At 73.0% G+C, this 14634-nt stretch carries 13 protein-coding genes and 1 tRNA gene; 8 read left to right on the top strand and 6 right to left on the bottom strand.

The annotated features are described in order from the left end of the window. The first annotated feature begins 117 nt into the window (after positions 1–117). Positions 118–795, top strand: a complete 678-nt coding sequence (locus Y09_RS02600; RefSeq protein ID WP_010549522.1) for a Crp/Fnr family transcriptional regulator — start codon at positions 118–120, stop codon at positions 793–795. A 162-nt stretch (positions 796–957) separates the two neighbouring features. On the opposite strand, the gene Y09_RS02595 is transcribed toward Y09_RS02600, so the two are convergent. From Y09_RS02595 to Y09_RS02585, 4 genes are read right to left on the bottom strand one after another with little or no spacing between them, the layout of a single operon-like run. Next, a complete protein-coding gene (locus Y09_RS02595; RefSeq protein WP_082358592.1) occupies positions 958–1779 on the bottom strand; it encodes an MBL fold metallo-hydrolase in 822 nt (273 codons plus the stop codon). Between the two features lie 11 nt (positions 1780–1790). Further along, the gene (locus Y09_RS02590; RefSeq protein WP_053916102.1) at positions 1791–2297 is read right to left on the bottom strand and encodes a RidA family protein; all 507 of its coding nucleotides are present in this window, start codon (positions 2295–2297) and stop codon (positions 1791–1793) included. Positions 2298–2301: 4 nt separating this feature from the next. After that, positions 2302–2472 carry a DUF4177 domain-containing protein gene (locus Y09_RS17045; protein WP_010549519.1) on the bottom strand — a complete coding sequence of 57 codons (171 nt, stop codon included), beginning with the start codon at positions 2470–2472 and terminating at the stop codon, positions 2302–2304. Between the two features lie 23 nt (positions 2473–2495). Continuing rightward, a complete protein-coding gene (locus Y09_RS02585; RefSeq protein ID WP_010549518.1) occupies positions 2496–2798 on the bottom strand; it encodes a WhiB family transcriptional regulator in 303 nt (100 codons plus the stop codon). A 238-nt stretch (positions 2799–3036) separates the two neighbouring features. Here Y09_RS02585 and Y09_RS02580 point away from each other — a divergent pair, with 238 nt between their 5' ends. The 6 genes from Y09_RS02580 (at position 3037) to Y09_RS02555 (ending at position 10480) form a co-directional block, all read left to right on the top strand. After that, a complete protein-coding gene (locus Y09_RS02580) occupies positions 3037–5436 on the top strand; it encodes a penicillin-binding protein (RefSeq protein ID WP_053916101.1) in 2400 nt (799 codons plus the stop codon). Between the two features lies 1 nt (position 5437). Then, entirely contained in the window at positions 5438–6376 is a 939-nt protein-coding gene (locus tag Y09_RS02575; protein ID WP_053916100.1) for a metallophosphoesterase, read from the top strand. 55 nt (positions 6377–6431) lie between these two features. Continuing rightward, positions 6432–6505: transfer RNA gene (locus tag Y09_RS02570), tRNA-Pro, on the top strand. A gap of 678 nt (positions 6506–7183) precedes the next feature. Beyond that, the gene (locus Y09_RS02565) at positions 7184–8239 is read left to right on the top strand and encodes a peptidoglycan-binding protein (protein WP_234695602.1); all 1056 of its coding nucleotides are present in this window, start codon (positions 7184–7186) and stop codon (positions 8237–8239) included. 202 nt (positions 8240–8441) lie between these two features. Then, entirely contained in the window at positions 8442–9854 is a 1413-nt protein-coding gene (locus Y09_RS02560) for a beta-N-acetylhexosaminidase (protein ID WP_053916098.1), read from the top strand. An 8-nt stretch (positions 9855–9862) separates the two neighbouring features. Then, positions 9863–10480 (top strand): LytR C-terminal domain-containing protein, encoded by a 618-nt coding sequence (locus Y09_RS02555; protein ID WP_053916097.1) that lies wholly within the window; start codon positions 9863–9865, stop codon positions 10478–10480. Positions 10481–10505: 25 nt separating this feature from the next. Here the strand turns inward: Y09_RS02555 and Y09_RS02550 are convergent, their stop codons facing one another. After that, positions 10506–12467 carry an Ig-like domain-containing protein gene (locus Y09_RS02550; RefSeq protein ID WP_053916096.1) on the bottom strand — a complete coding sequence of 654 codons (1962 nt, stop codon included), beginning with the start codon at positions 12465–12467 and terminating at the stop codon, positions 10506–10508. A gap of 88 nt (positions 12468–12555) precedes the next feature. Here Y09_RS02550 and Y09_RS02545 point away from each other — a divergent pair, with 88 nt between their 5' ends. After that, complete coding sequence (locus Y09_RS02545) at positions 12556–14100, top strand: phosphotransferase (protein WP_053916095.1); 1545 nt, start codon at positions 12556–12558, stop codon at positions 14098–14100. On the opposite strand, the gene Y09_RS02540 is transcribed toward Y09_RS02545, so the two are convergent. Beyond that, complete coding sequence (locus Y09_RS02540; RefSeq protein ID WP_010549510.1) at positions 14063–14572, bottom strand: hypothetical protein; 510 nt, start codon at positions 14570–14572, stop codon at positions 14063–14065. The genes Y09_RS02545 and Y09_RS02540 overlap by 38 nt on opposite strands. Between the last annotated feature and the right edge of the window lie 62 nt (positions 14573–14634).

Here is a 14634-nt window from a genome sequence, read left to right as displayed (position 1 = left end):
CCGCGAGCGCGATAGTGTTTGACCATCATGTGACAGCCGCCACCGCTGAACGTGGCGTCCGCCACAGGTTGCACAGCACGGTCCCGGAAGATCGGGACCCCACATCCAGGAGGTTCCGTGGACGAGAACATCGTACGGTCGTCGCCGCTGTTCGCCGCGCTCGACGAGGACGGCAAACAGGCGGTCCTGGCGTCGATGAAGCAGGAGGACTACCACCGCAGCGCCATCATCTTCCGTGAGGGCGATCCGGGCGACCGGCTCTTCATCATCGGCTCCGGCAAGGTGAAGGTCGGCCACGCCTCGGGTGACGGCCGCGAGAACCTGCTCGCGGTGCTCGGCCCGGGCGAGACCCTCGGCGAGCTCTCGCTCTTCGATCCCGCGCCGCGCAACGCGACGGCCACGGTCGTGGCCGAGTCGACCCTGTACTCCCTCTCGCAGCAGGACCTGTACCGGGTCCTCGCGCAGCGTCCGGAGGTGGGCCGCCACCTGCTCGCCTCGCTCGCGCGCCGTCTGCGCAAGACCAACGAGTCCCTCGCGGACCTGGTCTTCGCCGATGTGCCCGGTCGCGTGGCGAAGAACGTGCTCGACCTCGCCCAGCGCTTCGGGCGTCAGACCGACGACGGCGTGATGGTCGCCCACGGCCTGACCCAGGAGGAGCTGGCCCAGCTGGTCGGCGCCTCCCGCGAGACGGTGAACAAGGCCCTGGCCGACTTCGCCTCCCGCGGCTGGATCCGGCTCGAGGCCCGCGCCGTCCTCATCGCCGACGTGGAGCGCCTGCGCCGCCGCGCCCGCTGAGGCGGGCCCGGGCGTCGCGTGCAGACGCCCGACGCTCCGCCCGCGCACGAACGGCCCTCCTCCCCGCGCGGGGAGGAGGGCCGTTCGTGCGCCCGCGGTGATGGCGCCGCGCCCGGAGCCCGCAGCCGCGGGGGAGACACGGCGCAGCGCCGCAGCGCGGGGTCAGCGCTCCTGAGCGAGGTGGTCGAGGGTGGCGCGGAGGTTCCAGCGGGCCGCGTCCTGCAGCTGCTCGGGCAGGTCCGGGCCGTAGACCACGCGCAGCAGCCGGTCGAGGGTGAGCACCCCGGCGGTGCGGGCGCGCCGCACCTGATCGATCCGCTCCTCGCGATGCGCGATCGTCTCCTCGAGGACGGCGAGCACTTCCAGCGGGGAGTCGACGGACGGGCCGTGGCCCGGGAAGAACGCGCTGATCCGGCCGTCCTCGGCGAGGGCGTGGAGGATCGCGAGGGACTGCAGGTACTCGGTGAGGGAGCCGCCGTGCTCGGGCACGATCACCGTCGAGGAGCCGCCCAGGAGCGTGTCGCCGGTCAGCATCCGCCCGCCCTCGACGAGCACGCCGACGGAGTCGGAGGTGTGCCCGGGCAGGTGGATGACATGTCCGACGGTCCCGTTGTCACCGATCAGCGTAGCGGGCAGCGGGCGCGAGCCGGGCACGGCGGACTGATCGGCCGCCCACAGCGGCACCTCCCGGCCGCTGCGGGCGGTGAGCTGCCGGGCGAGGGTCGCGGCGCCCGCGGCGTGGTCCGCGTGCCGGTGGGTGACCAGCACACCCTCCGGTCGGGCGTCGTCGCCGCAGGTGAGCAGCAGCTCAGCGAGGTGCTCGGGATCCTTCGGGCCGGGGTCGACCACCCACACCTGGTCCTCGTCGCGCAGCACGTGGCTGTTGGTGCCGGTGAGCGTCATGGGGCCGGGGTTGCCGGCCCGCACCACGATCAGCTCGACCGCCGGGGCGTCGGGAGCCCGCTGCCCGAGATGCTCGTCCATCGCGGCCCCGCTCAGGCGGTGGGGGCGAGAGACGCGGAGAGCTCGACGACGAGCTCGAGCTCGACCGGTGCATCCAGGGGCAGCACGGCCACGCCCACGGCGGAGCGGGCATGGCTCCCGGCCTCGCCGAAGACCTCGCCGAGCAGGGTGCTCGCGCCGTTGATCACGGCGGGCTGTCCCGTGAACGAGGGATCGGAGGCGACGAAGCCGGTCACCTTCACGATCCTGACCACCTGGTCGAGGTCGCCCACGAGCGCCTCCACGGCGGCGAGGGCGCCCAGGCAGCAGGTCGCGGCGAGCTCGGCGGCCTGCTCGGCCGTGACCTCGGCGCCGACCTTGCCGGTGCGCGGCAGCGCCCCGTCCACGAAGGGCAGCTGCCCGGAGGTGTGGACGTGGGAGCCGGTCCGGACGGCCGGCACGTAGGCGGCCACCGGGGCCGCGACCTCGGGCAGAGCATGCCCGAGCTCGGCGAGGCGTGCGCGGGTGCGGGGGCTGCGCGCCGGAACGGCGTCGGTCATCGGCTCAGCCCTCGCCCCGGGGGCGCTTGAGATAGGCGACCAGGTTCTCCGGGTTCGGCCCCGGCACGACCTGGACCAGCTCCCAGCCCTCGTCGCCGTAGTTGTCCAGGATCTGCTTGGTCGCGTGGATCAGCAGCGGGACGGTCAGGTACTCCCAGCGGGTGAGTGTGCTCATGGGGACGAGCCTACCCGGGGAGGTCAGCCGCCGACGGCCTGCTGCTCGGCGCGCCGCAGCAGCGCGGACCAGTCGCTGACGTGCGGGTGGCGGCGCAGCAGGCGTCGTCGCTCCCGCTCGGTCATGCCGCCCCACACGCCGAAGTCGACACGGTTGTCGAGCGCGTCGGCCAGGCACTCGGTGCGCACCGGGCACGCGCCACAGGCCGCCTTGACGGCGTGCTGCTCCGCGCCCTGCACGAAGAACCCGTCGGGATCCATCGTCACGCAGGCGCCGCGGGCGGCCCAGCTGCTGTCGCCGGTGAAGGCGCTTCCCCCGATGGTCATGCTCCATCCCCTTCCGTCTCCCGGATCGACCTTGATCCATTCCTCGCCCCACTGTATGGAGACGGTCGCCACATGGCAAAACGCGCGGTGCTCCGCGACGGCGGTCGCGGCCCGTGCTAGCGCGCGCACGAGCCGGTGTCGCCGGGGCAGGTCACGGCGCGGCATCGGCTTCGTGAAGATTCCGCGCGCGCGGCCTGCCTGATGGCCGCTCCGGGGAGGGTCGCCGTACTGTAGTTCCATGGCCCGCACCTCGCCCGCGTCCAGCTCGGGACGCTCCCTGCCCGTCGCCCTGGCGCAGACCGTCTACCTGCTGCTGGGGCTCCTCGCCGTCTCGGCCCTCGCCGGCGTCCTGCTCGCGGCGTTCTTCCTCCCCGCGGTCTCGGCGACCTCGGCCGTCGCCGAGGACGGGGTGGACCTCTTCGAGTCCTACCCCAGCGAGCTCGAGGTCGAACCGCTGAACGAGGCCAGTCGCATCGAGGCGGCCGACGGGTCGCTGCTGGCGACCTTCTACACCGAGAACCGCATCATGGTGCCGATCGAGGAGATCTCGCCCCACATGCAGAACGCGGTGATCGCGGTCGAGGACCGCCGCTTCTTCGAGCACGGCGGCGTGGACCCCAAGGGCCTGGTCCGCGCCTTCGCCTCGAACGCCGCGGGGGGCGCGACGCAGGGCGGCTCGACGCTCACCCAGCAGTACGTGAAGAACGCGCTGCTCATGGACGCCGTGCAGCGCGGCGACCAGGAGGATCAGCTCGCCGCGACCGAGCAGAGCTACGGCCGCAAGCTGCGCGAGGCGAAGCTCGCGATCTCGCTCGAGAAGCGGTGGAGCAAGGACGAGATCCTCAACGGCTACCTGAACGTGGCGCAGTTCGGCCCCTCCCAGTACGGCGTCGAGACGGGCTCGCGCCACTACTTCTCCAAGAGCGCGAAGGACCTCAACCCCGGCGAGGCCGCGCTCCTGGCCGGCATCACCAACGGCCCGAACCAGTACGACCCGGTCACCCATCCCGAGGCGGGCGAGAAGCGCCGCAACGAGGTGCTCGCGGACATGAAGCGCGAGGGCTTCGTGACCGAGGAGGAGTACGAGCAGTACACCTCCCAGCCCGTCGAGGAGATGCTGCAGATCCAGAACGTGCGGGCCGGCTGCGCCGACGCCGGCACGAGCGGGTTCTTCTGCGACTACGTCACGCGCTCCCTGCTGAACGACCCGAACTTCGCCCCCACCTACGAGGAGCGGCGCAAGCTGCTCTACGGCGGCGGGCTCACGATCAGGACCACGCTGGACCCGAACACGCAGGCCGCAGCGGTCGACATCCTCCAGCGCAAGGTCCCCGGCGACTCCCAGCACGGCTTCGGCCACTCGATCGTCACCGTCGAGCCGGGCACCGGCAAGATCCTCACGATGGCGGAGAACCGCACCTTCAACCCGCGCGAGGGCTCCCAGCCCGGCGAGACCGCGATCAACTACAACGTGCCGCAGGCCCTCGGCGGCGGCAGCGGCTTCCCCGTCGGCTCGACCTTCAAGCCCTTCGTGCTGCAGAACTGGCTCGAGAGCGGGCGGAGCATCGACGACCGGGTGAGCACCACGCGCGAGGCGATGTCGAGCTTCCCGGCGGAGTGCCTGCCGCGCGGCGCCTGGCGAGAGAACCCGGGCTACAACCCGGACAACGCGGTCTCCGTGCCGATCGCGCCGATGGAGACGGTGCTGAACTCGACGAAGTTCTCGATCAACACCTCGTACGCGAACATGGCCCGCCAGCTGGACCTGTGCGGCATCGCGGAGACCGCCCGCGACATCGGCGTTGTCCCCGCGACCTACAACCCCTACGACCCCACCACCTGGGACATGCCGATCGAGGACCTGTACGGCACCGAGCTGGCCCCCTCCGTGGTGGTCCTCGGCGAGCTGAGGATCTCGGCGCTGGACATGGCCTCGGCCTACGCGACCTACGCCTCGGGCGGCACCTTCTGCTCGCCCCAGGCGATAACCGAGGTCGTCGACCGCAACGGCGACCCGATGGAGATCTCCGGCGCCCAGTGCCACCAGGCGGTCGAGAAGGAGGTCGCCGACACGATGGCGTGGGTGCTCCAGCAGGACCTCGAGGACCCGCGCGCGACCGGCAAGGGCAAGACGATCCCCGGCCACGCCGCGGGCGGCAAGACCGGCACCTCCGGCTCGCAGTTCCACACCTGGTACGTCGGCTTCACCCGCCAGATGTCCACCGCGGTGTGGTTCGGCCACCCGCAGTCGAACATCCGTCCCGGCGGCTTCGACGTCGACGGGGAGATGCTCCGCAGCGGCAGCGTCTGGGGCAACACGGTCTCCCTGCCCACCTGGCAGGAGTACATGACCCGGGTGCACGAGGGGCTACCCGGCGAGCCCTTCCCCGCCGCCCCGGCCCCGACGGACACCGCCGCGGGCGACGCGGTCGAGAAGGGGAAGGTGCCCGACGTCGGCGGCATGCCGATCGAGCAGGCCCGCGCCGCGCTCGAGGCGGCCGGCTACTCCGTGCGGATCGAGCAGGCGCCGCACGGCGAGATCGGTGCCGGCCATGCGATCGACACCGACCCGCCGGCGGGCACCGAGCTGCCCGAGGGCCGTCCCGTCGTGATCCGCGAGTCCTCCGGTGAGGAGTGAGGTGGGGCCCGCGATCGCGGCCGCCGGTGCGCTCGGCGGGCTCGGTCTCGGGCTCGCCGGGGCCGCCCACGTCTGGGCCCGCCATGTCGAGATCCATCGGTACACGCTGCGCGAGGCCGAGCTGCGGATCCTGCCGCCGGGCGCGCGCACGAGACGGGTGCTGCACATCAGCGACATCCACCTGCTGCCGGAGCAGCACCGCAAGCTCGCCTTCCTCGAGCACCTCGAGAGCCTGCGCCCGCACCTGGTGATCGACACGGGCGATAACATCGCCTCCGCGGCCGCGGTCCCGGCCCTCGCCGAGGCGATCGAGCCCCTGCTGCGCCGGCCCGGCGCCTTCGTGATGGGCTCGAACGACATGTTCGCGCCGATGCCGAAGAACCCCGCCCGGTACCTGCTGCCGGATCCGCGGCCCGCCGGGCTCACCGAGCCCCGGGAGCCGACGCTGCCCACCGCGGAGCTCGCCGCACGTCTCTCGGAGCACGGCTGGAAGGACCTGACCAACACCCGTGCCACGATCGAGCTCGGCGGCCTGGAGGTGCGCCTGGCCGGCGTCGACGACCCCCATCTCGAGCGCGACCGGATGCCCGCCCCGCCCTCCCCCGCTCCGCGCACGCCCGAGCACGGCAACGTGCTCCGGGTGGGCGTCGCGCACGCCCCCTACCTTCGCGTGCTCGACGCCTTCGTCGCCGACGGCGCGGAGCTGATCCTCGCCGGGCACACCCACGGCGGCCAGCTCCGCCTTCCCGGCATCGGCGCGCTGGTCACGAACTGCGACCTGCCCCGGCAGCAGGCCCGAGGCCTCTCCGACTGGCAGGGCGTGCCGATGAACGTGAGTGCGGGGATGGGCGCGAGCCCGTACTCGAACTACCGTCTGCTGACCCCGCCGGAGGCGACCTTGCTCACGTTGCGGGCCCGGAGGCCCTCGGGCGTCGGCTGACCGGCCGGGAGCCTGCTAGAGTTTCTCCTCGGTGACCCGCTCGATCAGGTTCCACCGGGGTGTGGCGCAGCTTGGTAGCGCGTGCCGTTCGGGACGGCAAGGTCGCAGGTTCAAATCCTGTCACCCCGACCCTCCGGGGAGTCGCGAGATCCATCGATCTCACGACTCCCCTTCTGCGTCGGCCGGCGGTCCGACCGCCGGCCGTCCGCGGGATCGACGACGACGATGATCCCGCTCCGCACACCACCCTCGAGGCGTCACTTTATCGCCAAACGACCATTCTCGGTCGGGTCGATCGCGCTTTCTTTCGACGACCGTCAGGACACTCCCGGACCCTTCGCGACCTAAATCGGATTGTTCGGACATTTCGCCGCACCGCTCGGTGACCGATGGGTCGACCAGCAACATCACTCCAGTCGGACATAACGGGCATTTCGTCGACACGAATGACAATGGAGTAGTTATCACGGTGGAATTCATTCCTCGGGTGGAACACGCGGCATTTCGGGCGCGGTTCGCAAAATCTTCGCAAAGAAGTGCACGCCCGACAGCAAACCCACCTGTGGTCATACATGTCCTCACCCCTACAGTGACCTGCGGCGCCGCCTTTCCGAGGCGGCTCCCACCGGGCTGCCGCCTCCCCGTCACCGGTCCGGTTCCTTCCTCCGCTTCCCTGGGTGACGGGCGCAGGCTCCGCGGACTCCCCCACAGGTCCGCGGCGCATCGACTGCGAGGCGACGGAGAAAGTGATCGCCACCGATGTTCCGCACCGCTCCACGCGCCACGCACCGGGCTCCCGGCCGTGCCGTGATCGACTACCGAGGGCTCGCCGCCCCGGTCGGCAAGGGCGTGGGAGGGGCCGCCGTGATCGGCGCCGTCTCCGCGACCGCCGCCCTCGCCGGCGGCGCCTCCGCCACCGCGCAGGCGCCCGCGGCCCCCGCCGCCTCCGCCGCGCCGTCCGCCGGGACCGCTGCCGCGATCCCCGCGGCCGCGTCCGCCGTCGCGCCCGCCAGCACGCAGTACACCTCGGTGAAGCTGCGGCTCGGCTCCCGCGGCAGCGCCGTCTCCTACCTCCAGCAGCGTCTGAACGCCCACGGCGCGAGCCTGAAGGTCGACGGCGTGTTCGGCTCCGCGACCCTGCGGGCCGTCAAGAACCGTCAGTCCGCGGCCGGCATCGGCGTGGACGGCGTGGTCGGTCCGAAGACCTGGAACGCCCTGACCGGCGGTTCGTCCTCCGCTCCCGCGGCCGGCTCGTCCTCCTCGCAGCCGAAGCTGCGTCACGGCAGCCGCGGCAGCGCCGTGTCGACCCTGCAGAGCGGACTCAACGCCCGCGGTGCCGATCTCAAGGTCGACGGCGTCTTCGGCGCCGCCACCGGATCGGCCGTCCGCTCCCTGCAGTCCGCCGCCGGCATCGGCGTGGACGGCGTGGTCGGTCCGAAGACCTGGAACGCCCTGTACAGCGGCGTGTCGGTCCCCTCTGGCGGCACCGGCGCGAGCTCGGGCACCACGGTCAACGGCAGCGCCATCGTCTCCGCGGCCCGCGCACAGCTCGGGGTCCGCTACAAGTGGGGCGGCTCCACGCCCTCCTCCGGCATGGACTGCTCCGGCCTCGTGTACCACGCGTACAACCAGGCCGGCATGAACATGCCGCGCAAGACCGCCAAGGGCTACACCTTCGGCGGGCGGATCATCCCCAAGTCGCAGGCCAAGCCCGGCGACCTCGTGGCCTTCACCGGCAACGACTACGGCCACATGGGGATCTTTACCGGCGGCAACGGCATCATCGACGCCTCCGGCTCGCGCCAGCAGGTCGTCGAGCGCACCATCTGGAACGCCCCGCACGTGTTCGTCACCTACCGCTGAGTCGGCAGGGGTCGCGCATACGACCATGACGGCCTGCTCGACGCGAGAGCGTCACCGGGAAGGAGCAGGGCGACATGGTGGAGGAGCCCGGTCGGCATCGCCGACCGGGCTCCTCCGCGTCCGGGCCGGTTCGTGCCGCGGGATGTGATCCACGTGGCAGACTGGTCGGGTCACGAACTCCCACGTCCCTCAGGAGATCCGGATGCCCGACCCCATCGCCCTCGTCCCGCTGCCCCGATCCGTCGTGTGGTCGGAGGGCACGTGGGAGACGACCGACCCGTGGGAGGGTCTCTCCGTCGGCCTCAGCGAGGACCTGCCGGCGACCGAGTACGCCCTCTCCATCTCCCCGCAGGGCGCGGCGCTGAGCGCCGGCAGCGAGGCGGCCCTGGCCGACGGGCGCAACACCTTCGCCCAGATCGTCACCGGGGCCGACGGGTCGATCCCGTGCGTGACCATCGCGGACAGCCCGAAGCACGCCTGGCGCGGCATGCACCTGGACGTCTCGCGCCACTTCCTCCCGGTCGAGGAGATCGAGACCCTCCTGGACGGGATGGCCCTGCACCGCCTGAACGTCCTGCACCTCCATCTCACCGACGACCAGGGATGGCGCGTGGAGATCAAGGGCTACCCGCGCCTGACCGAGGTCGGCGCGTGGCGGGAGCAGACGCTCGTCGGCCACATGAGCGGGGACGAGGAGTCCTGGACCTTCGACGGCGTGCGCCACGGCGGCTCCTACAGCCAGGAGGAGCTCAAGGGCCTCGTCGAGTACGCGCGGCGCCGCGGGATCATGATCGTCCCCGAGATCGACCTGCCCGGGCACATGCAGGCCGCCGTCGCCGCCTATCCGGAGCTGGGGAACTTCCCCGAGCAGCAGGTGGGCGTGCGCGAGGTGTGGGGGATCTCCGACCACGTGCTCGGCGTCTCGGACCAGGTGTTCGACTTCCTGCGCGACGTGCTCACGCAGGTCGCCGGCATCTTCCCCGCCCCCTACGTGCACATCGGCGGCGACGAGTGCCCCACCGGCGAGTGGGAGCGCTCCTCCCAGGCCCGTGCCCGCATGAACGAGTGGGGCCTGACCCGCGTCTCGGAGATCCAGGGACGCTTCACGACCTTCGCCTCCGAGGTGCTCGCCGAGCAGGGCAAGCGCGCGATCGCCTGGGACGAGGTCCTGGAGACCCATCTGCCCGACGACACCGTGATCATGAACTGGCGCGGACCCTCGGGCGTCGGGGAGGCCACCTCGCGCGGCTTCCAGACGATCGTGGCGACCTCCGACCTGCTCTACTTCGACCACTACCAGGCGGACCCGGCCGACGAGCCGCTCGCCATCGGCGGGAGGACCACGCTCGAGGACGTGTACACCGGTCGTCTGCTGCCCAAGAAGATGAGCGCGGAGCAGGAGCGTCTGGTGATGGGCCTGCAGGCGCAGCTGTGGACCGAGTACCTGCCCGACGCCGGCGCCGTCCAGTACATGGCCTTCCCGCGCCTGTGCGCCTTCGCCGAGCGGGCGTGGGGCTCACCCGAGCAGAGCTGGGACGAGTTCCAGGAGCGCCTGCGCGCCCACCTGCCGCGCCTGGACGCCTTCGGGATCCGGTACCGCCCGCTCGACGACTGACACCTGCGATGCCCACCTCCCACCGCGACGCGCACCCCTACGGCCGCTCGGCCGACGACGTGCGCCGTCGTGACACGCGGCTGCGTCGCACGCGCCGGCTCCGTGCGACGCAGCTCGCGTTCTTCTCGGTGCTCGCCGTGGCGCTGATCGCCGTGGGCGTGTACGCGGTGGGCGAGCTGCGCGAGCCGGTCGAGGAGCCCGGGATGATCGCACCGAAGGAGTTCGGGCCGGACCCGGTCGCCGTGGAGTGCCCCGACGAGGGCGCCGTGCCGTTGCCGCCCGCGGAGGTGACGGTCACCGTGCTGAACGGGACCACCCGCAGCGGACTCGCCGGCGAGGTCGCGCACGAGCTCGCAGGGCGCGGCTACGAGACCGGCGAGCCGGGAAACACACGCAGCGCGAGCGGCCCCGCCACGATCGTCCACGGGCCGGCCGGCTATCTCGCGGCCCAGTCCGTGCGCGCCCAGCTCGCCACGGCCGACTTCGAGCCCGTGCTGAAGCTCGACGAGGCGAAGGAGGGCACCGCCGTGGATCTGCTGCTCGGCGATGGCTTCACGGTGCTCGCGCCGGCGCCCGCGGCCGCAGATGCGCTGGAGGCGCCCGTCGCCGCTCCCGAGGGCTGCTGAGCCCGTCCCACGAGCGACCCCCGGGTCAGTCCTCCCAGTCCCGACGATCGACCTCGCTCCGCGTCCCGGTCCACAGCGAGATCGCGCCGCCGAAGAGCAGCAGCATCACGATCGTGCCGAAGACCAGCGCGGTGCTGGGCGAGGAGGGCATCAGCCCGGCCAGCACGCTGTTGATGCCGGAGACCTCGGGGCCCGACTCGCCGGCGGCGGCCAGGCCCGGGTCGACGTCGACCGCGAGGCTCGCCCTCGCCGGGATGCCGGTGCTGTCGACCACGTGGTAGGTGATCGTGGAGGTGCGCCCCGAGAAGCCCTCCTCCGGGGTGAAGGTCACCGCGCCGTTGCCGCTGACGGTGAACTCCCCCTCCCCCGGGATCACGAGGCGCTTGCCGCGCCCGTCGCGGAGGTCGGCGAGGTTGGTCGCCTCCAGGGCGCTGATCTCCACCGTGGCCGGCTCGAGGGGCTGCGAGCCGCTGCCGGCGGTGTCGTTGCCGAGCACGTCCACGGAGACCGGGCTGCCCGGTGCGGTGCGCGCCTCGTCGTCGCGCAGGGTTGCGACGATCGGCGAGTAGATCGCCGTCAGCGAGGCGCTGACGGGGTTGTCGGCGTAGACGCCGCGGGCGGTGATCGCCACCGGATCGGCCGTGCCCTCGAAGCCCTCCTGCGGGGTCAGGGTGACGGTGCGGGACTCGAGGTCGATCCGCCAGGTGCCCTGGTCGGGGACCGTCAGCGTCGTCCCGTCGGCCGAGACCTCGGCCCCCTCGGGGGCCTCGGCGGCGTCGAAGCGCAGCGAGTCCGAGCGCACGTCGCGGATGCCGGTGCTGAGGTCGAAGACGATCTCGGTGCCGGGCAGGGCCGCCTGCTGCCGGGAGAAGAGCACGGGATAGGCGGTGCTCAGCAGCGCGGTCGCGGCCGTCGCGCCCTCGCCGTCCCCGCCGGTGATGCCCATCGGCGCGACCACGCGCACCTCGTCGCTCTCCGGGGAGAAGCGGACCGTGGCCGTCGCGCGGTCCAGCGTCCACACGCCCACGTCCTGCTCGGTCACGCGGGTGCCGTCGGCGGAGGCCTCGTAGGCCCGCTGGTCGCCGAGGGGCTCCAGGCGCAGCGTGGTCGGGTCCACGTTCTGCTGCCCCTCCCCCACCACGAACACGATGTCCTCGCCGAAGGGTGCGGAGCGGTCGAGGTCGGAGATGATCGGGATGGTGAGGGTGACCGTCCCGGCCCGCTCGACGGCACCCTCCTCGTCCTCGACCACGTAGAGGACCGGGTTGAGCTGACGGCCGAGGTCGGGGCCCACGGGGGTGTGGGTGAGGCTGCGGCGATCGCTCGAGAGCTGCCAGGTGCCCTGGTCGGGGACGGTCGCACGACTGCCGTCAAGGCCGACGGTCGAGCCGGCCGGGAGGTCCGCGAGCTCGAGCCGCACGGTCCCGTCCTCGGGCAGGTCGTCGGGCAGTTCCACCGTCGTGGCCTCCCCGGCGGAGCCGTGCGCATCGAGCCGCTCGAGCTCGAGCAGCTCGGGCGTCAGCAGCACGGGCAGGGAGCGGCTGTCGTGGAGGCTCCCGATGGTCAGGGCGATCGGGGTGCTGGGACCCTGCACCCCGAGCAGCGGCGTGAACACCAGCTCCTGGCCCAGCAGCGTCCAGGTCCCCTCCCCGGCGACCGCGATGCTGAGCGAGTCCTCCCCCAGCTCCATCGTCGAGCGGACCGCCTCATCGAGCTCCTCGGGCACGGCGAGGCGTGCCGAGTCCGGGTCGACCTGGTCCTCGACGTCGTCGGCGACCAGTGCGCGCAGCGGGATCCGCGTGACCGTCCCGGGAATCATCGAGAGGGTCTGCGTCTGGGCGGGGAACTCGAAGGGGCCGTCCTCCCCGAGCGCCGACGCGGCAGGCGCGAGCGAGACCGCGAGCGCGGCGGAGGCCAGGAGCGCCGCCGCGCGGGTCAGCGGCCGTGGCCCACACGCGCGCGGGGGACGGGGCGGGGGGTCGAGCACCGGCCCAGCCTAGCAACGGCCGCGGCGCGGGCCCTGGGGAGGCGGACCTGCCCCTCCCTCCCGGACCCCTCGACCGTAGAGTGACCCCATGGCCGATGCGCGCTCCACCGCCCTGCTCGACATGACCCTCCTGCCGCCGCTCGGGGAGGTGCTCGATCTCGCCGCCGCGCAGCTCGCCGCCTGGATGCCGCAGCAGCGCTGGTACGCGCACAAGGGCGCCGGCGCACCGCAGGTGGAGGTCGCCGGGTGGGCGCCCCTTCGGATCGCCCCGGATCATGTATCCGTCCTGCTCGTGGCCGCGGTGCATCTCGGCGACGAGGACCGCCCCGCGGTCGGCGGTGCAGCCGACGGCTCGGTGGGCAGCGGGCCCGACGGTGTGCCCGTCGCCCCGGGCACGGCTCCCGGCGCCCACCACGGGCCGACCGGGCCCCGGGAGCCGGACGCCCTCTACCAGGTCCCGCTCGTGCTGCGCCGCCCCGAGGACGCCCCCGCCCCCGAGGAGGGCGCCGAGATCGGGGTGCTCGCGGTCGCCGGCGGTCCTCTGCGGGTGGACGACGCGACGCGGGACGCCGACGGGCGCGCCGCCCTGGTCGCGACCCTCGTCTCCGGCGACGGCGCCGCCGGCCCCGGGCTGTCCCTGGCCTCCCACCGCACCCGCCCCGGCTCCCCGTTGCCGCTGGGCCGAGCGATGCGAAGCCGGGTGCTGGCCGGGGAGCAGTCCAACACCTCCCTGATCATCGAGACGGAGGGAGCCTCCCCGCTGATCGTGAAGCTGCTCCGGGTGCTGCAGGACGGGGAGAACCCCGATGCGGTGCTGCAGGGCGCGCTCACCGCGCAGGGCTCCGCCCACGTGCCCGCCGTCGTCGGCGCCGCGACCGTGCGCACCGGCGCGATGCGCACCCATGCCCTCGTCGCCCAGGAGTTCCTGCCGCAGGTCGAGGACGCCTGGCGGGTCGCGCTGCGGCTCGCGCGCGCCGGCGAGGACTTCACCGCCCCCGCCCGGGCGCTCGGCACGACCCTCGCCGAGGTGCACCGCGATCTCGCCGCCGCGCTCGGCACGGTCGCGGCCGACGAGGGCGCGGTCCGGGCCGTGCTCGCGCAGATGCACAGGCGTCTCGCACATGTCGCCGCGGAGGTGGAGCAGGTCGCCGCGCACCGGGAGCGTCTCGCCGCCCTGCTGGACACGGCCGCGGGCCAGACGTGGCCCGCGATGCAGCGCATCCACGGGGACCTGCACCTCGGACAGGTGCTCGCCTCGCCCGAGCGCGGCTGGGTGCTGCTGGACTTCGAGGGCGAGCCGCTGCGGCCGCTCGCCGAGCGCGCCCTGCCCGACTCCCCGCTGCGGGACGTCGCCGGGATGCTGCGCAGCCTCGACTACGCCGCCGGCGCCGTCGCCCTCGAGCACGGGGTCGACGCGGGCTCCTGGGCGGCCGACGCCCGCGCCGCCTTCCTCGAGGGCTGGGCGGCGGAGGCCGGGACGCCCGCGCCCGCGGTGCTCGCCGCCTTCGAGGCCGACAAGGCGGTGTACGAGGCGCTGTACGAGTCCCGTCAGCGCCCCGACTGGCTGCCGATCCCGCTCGGCGCGCTCGAGCGGATCAGCGCACGAGGCGCGGGGGCGGGGTCGGCGGGCTGAGCGCCGAGACCGGGCTGGTGGTGGTGATCGGCGTGAGGGAGCCCGGCAGGAACGGGGCGCTGATGGCCCGCACCGCGACGCGCACGCCGACGATCACCTCGAGCAGATCGCCGTCGGCCCCGCCCCAGGTCGCATCGAGGATCCCGTTCGCCTCCTCGGCGGAGCGGCGGGTGAGGCCGTGGGCCGCGGCGCGGCGCTCGACCGCCTCGAGCAGCCTCGCGCTCGCCGCCTGATCGGGATCGGGCGTTCCGTCGGCCGCGAGGAGGGCGCTGACGTGGCAGAGCGTCTGCAGCCCGTGCCACGAGCCGCCCGAGGAGCGGTCGCGCTCGGGGCGGTGGTCGCGGAAGGCGATCAGCCCGGGCTGCTGCTCGAGGAGCACGGCGGTCACGTCCTCCAGCAGGGAGCGGATCCGCGCATGGGTGGCGTCCTGGCCCTGGATCTCGTCCTCGGTCCCTCGGGGGAGCGCTGACATCCTCGACCGCCTCTCCCGTCGCGCCGCCCGCGGCGACGTCCTGCTCCGTCACCCGTCCGCGC

It is taken from the genome of Brachybacterium sp. SW0106-09 (genome assembly GCF_001293905.1).
Classification (GTDB): domain Bacteria; phylum Actinomycetota; class Actinomycetes; order Actinomycetales; family Dermabacteraceae; genus Brachybacterium; species Brachybacterium conglomeratum.
Note: the sequence above shows the minus strand (reverse complement) of the source record. Positions and strands in the feature narration are given on the sequence as shown.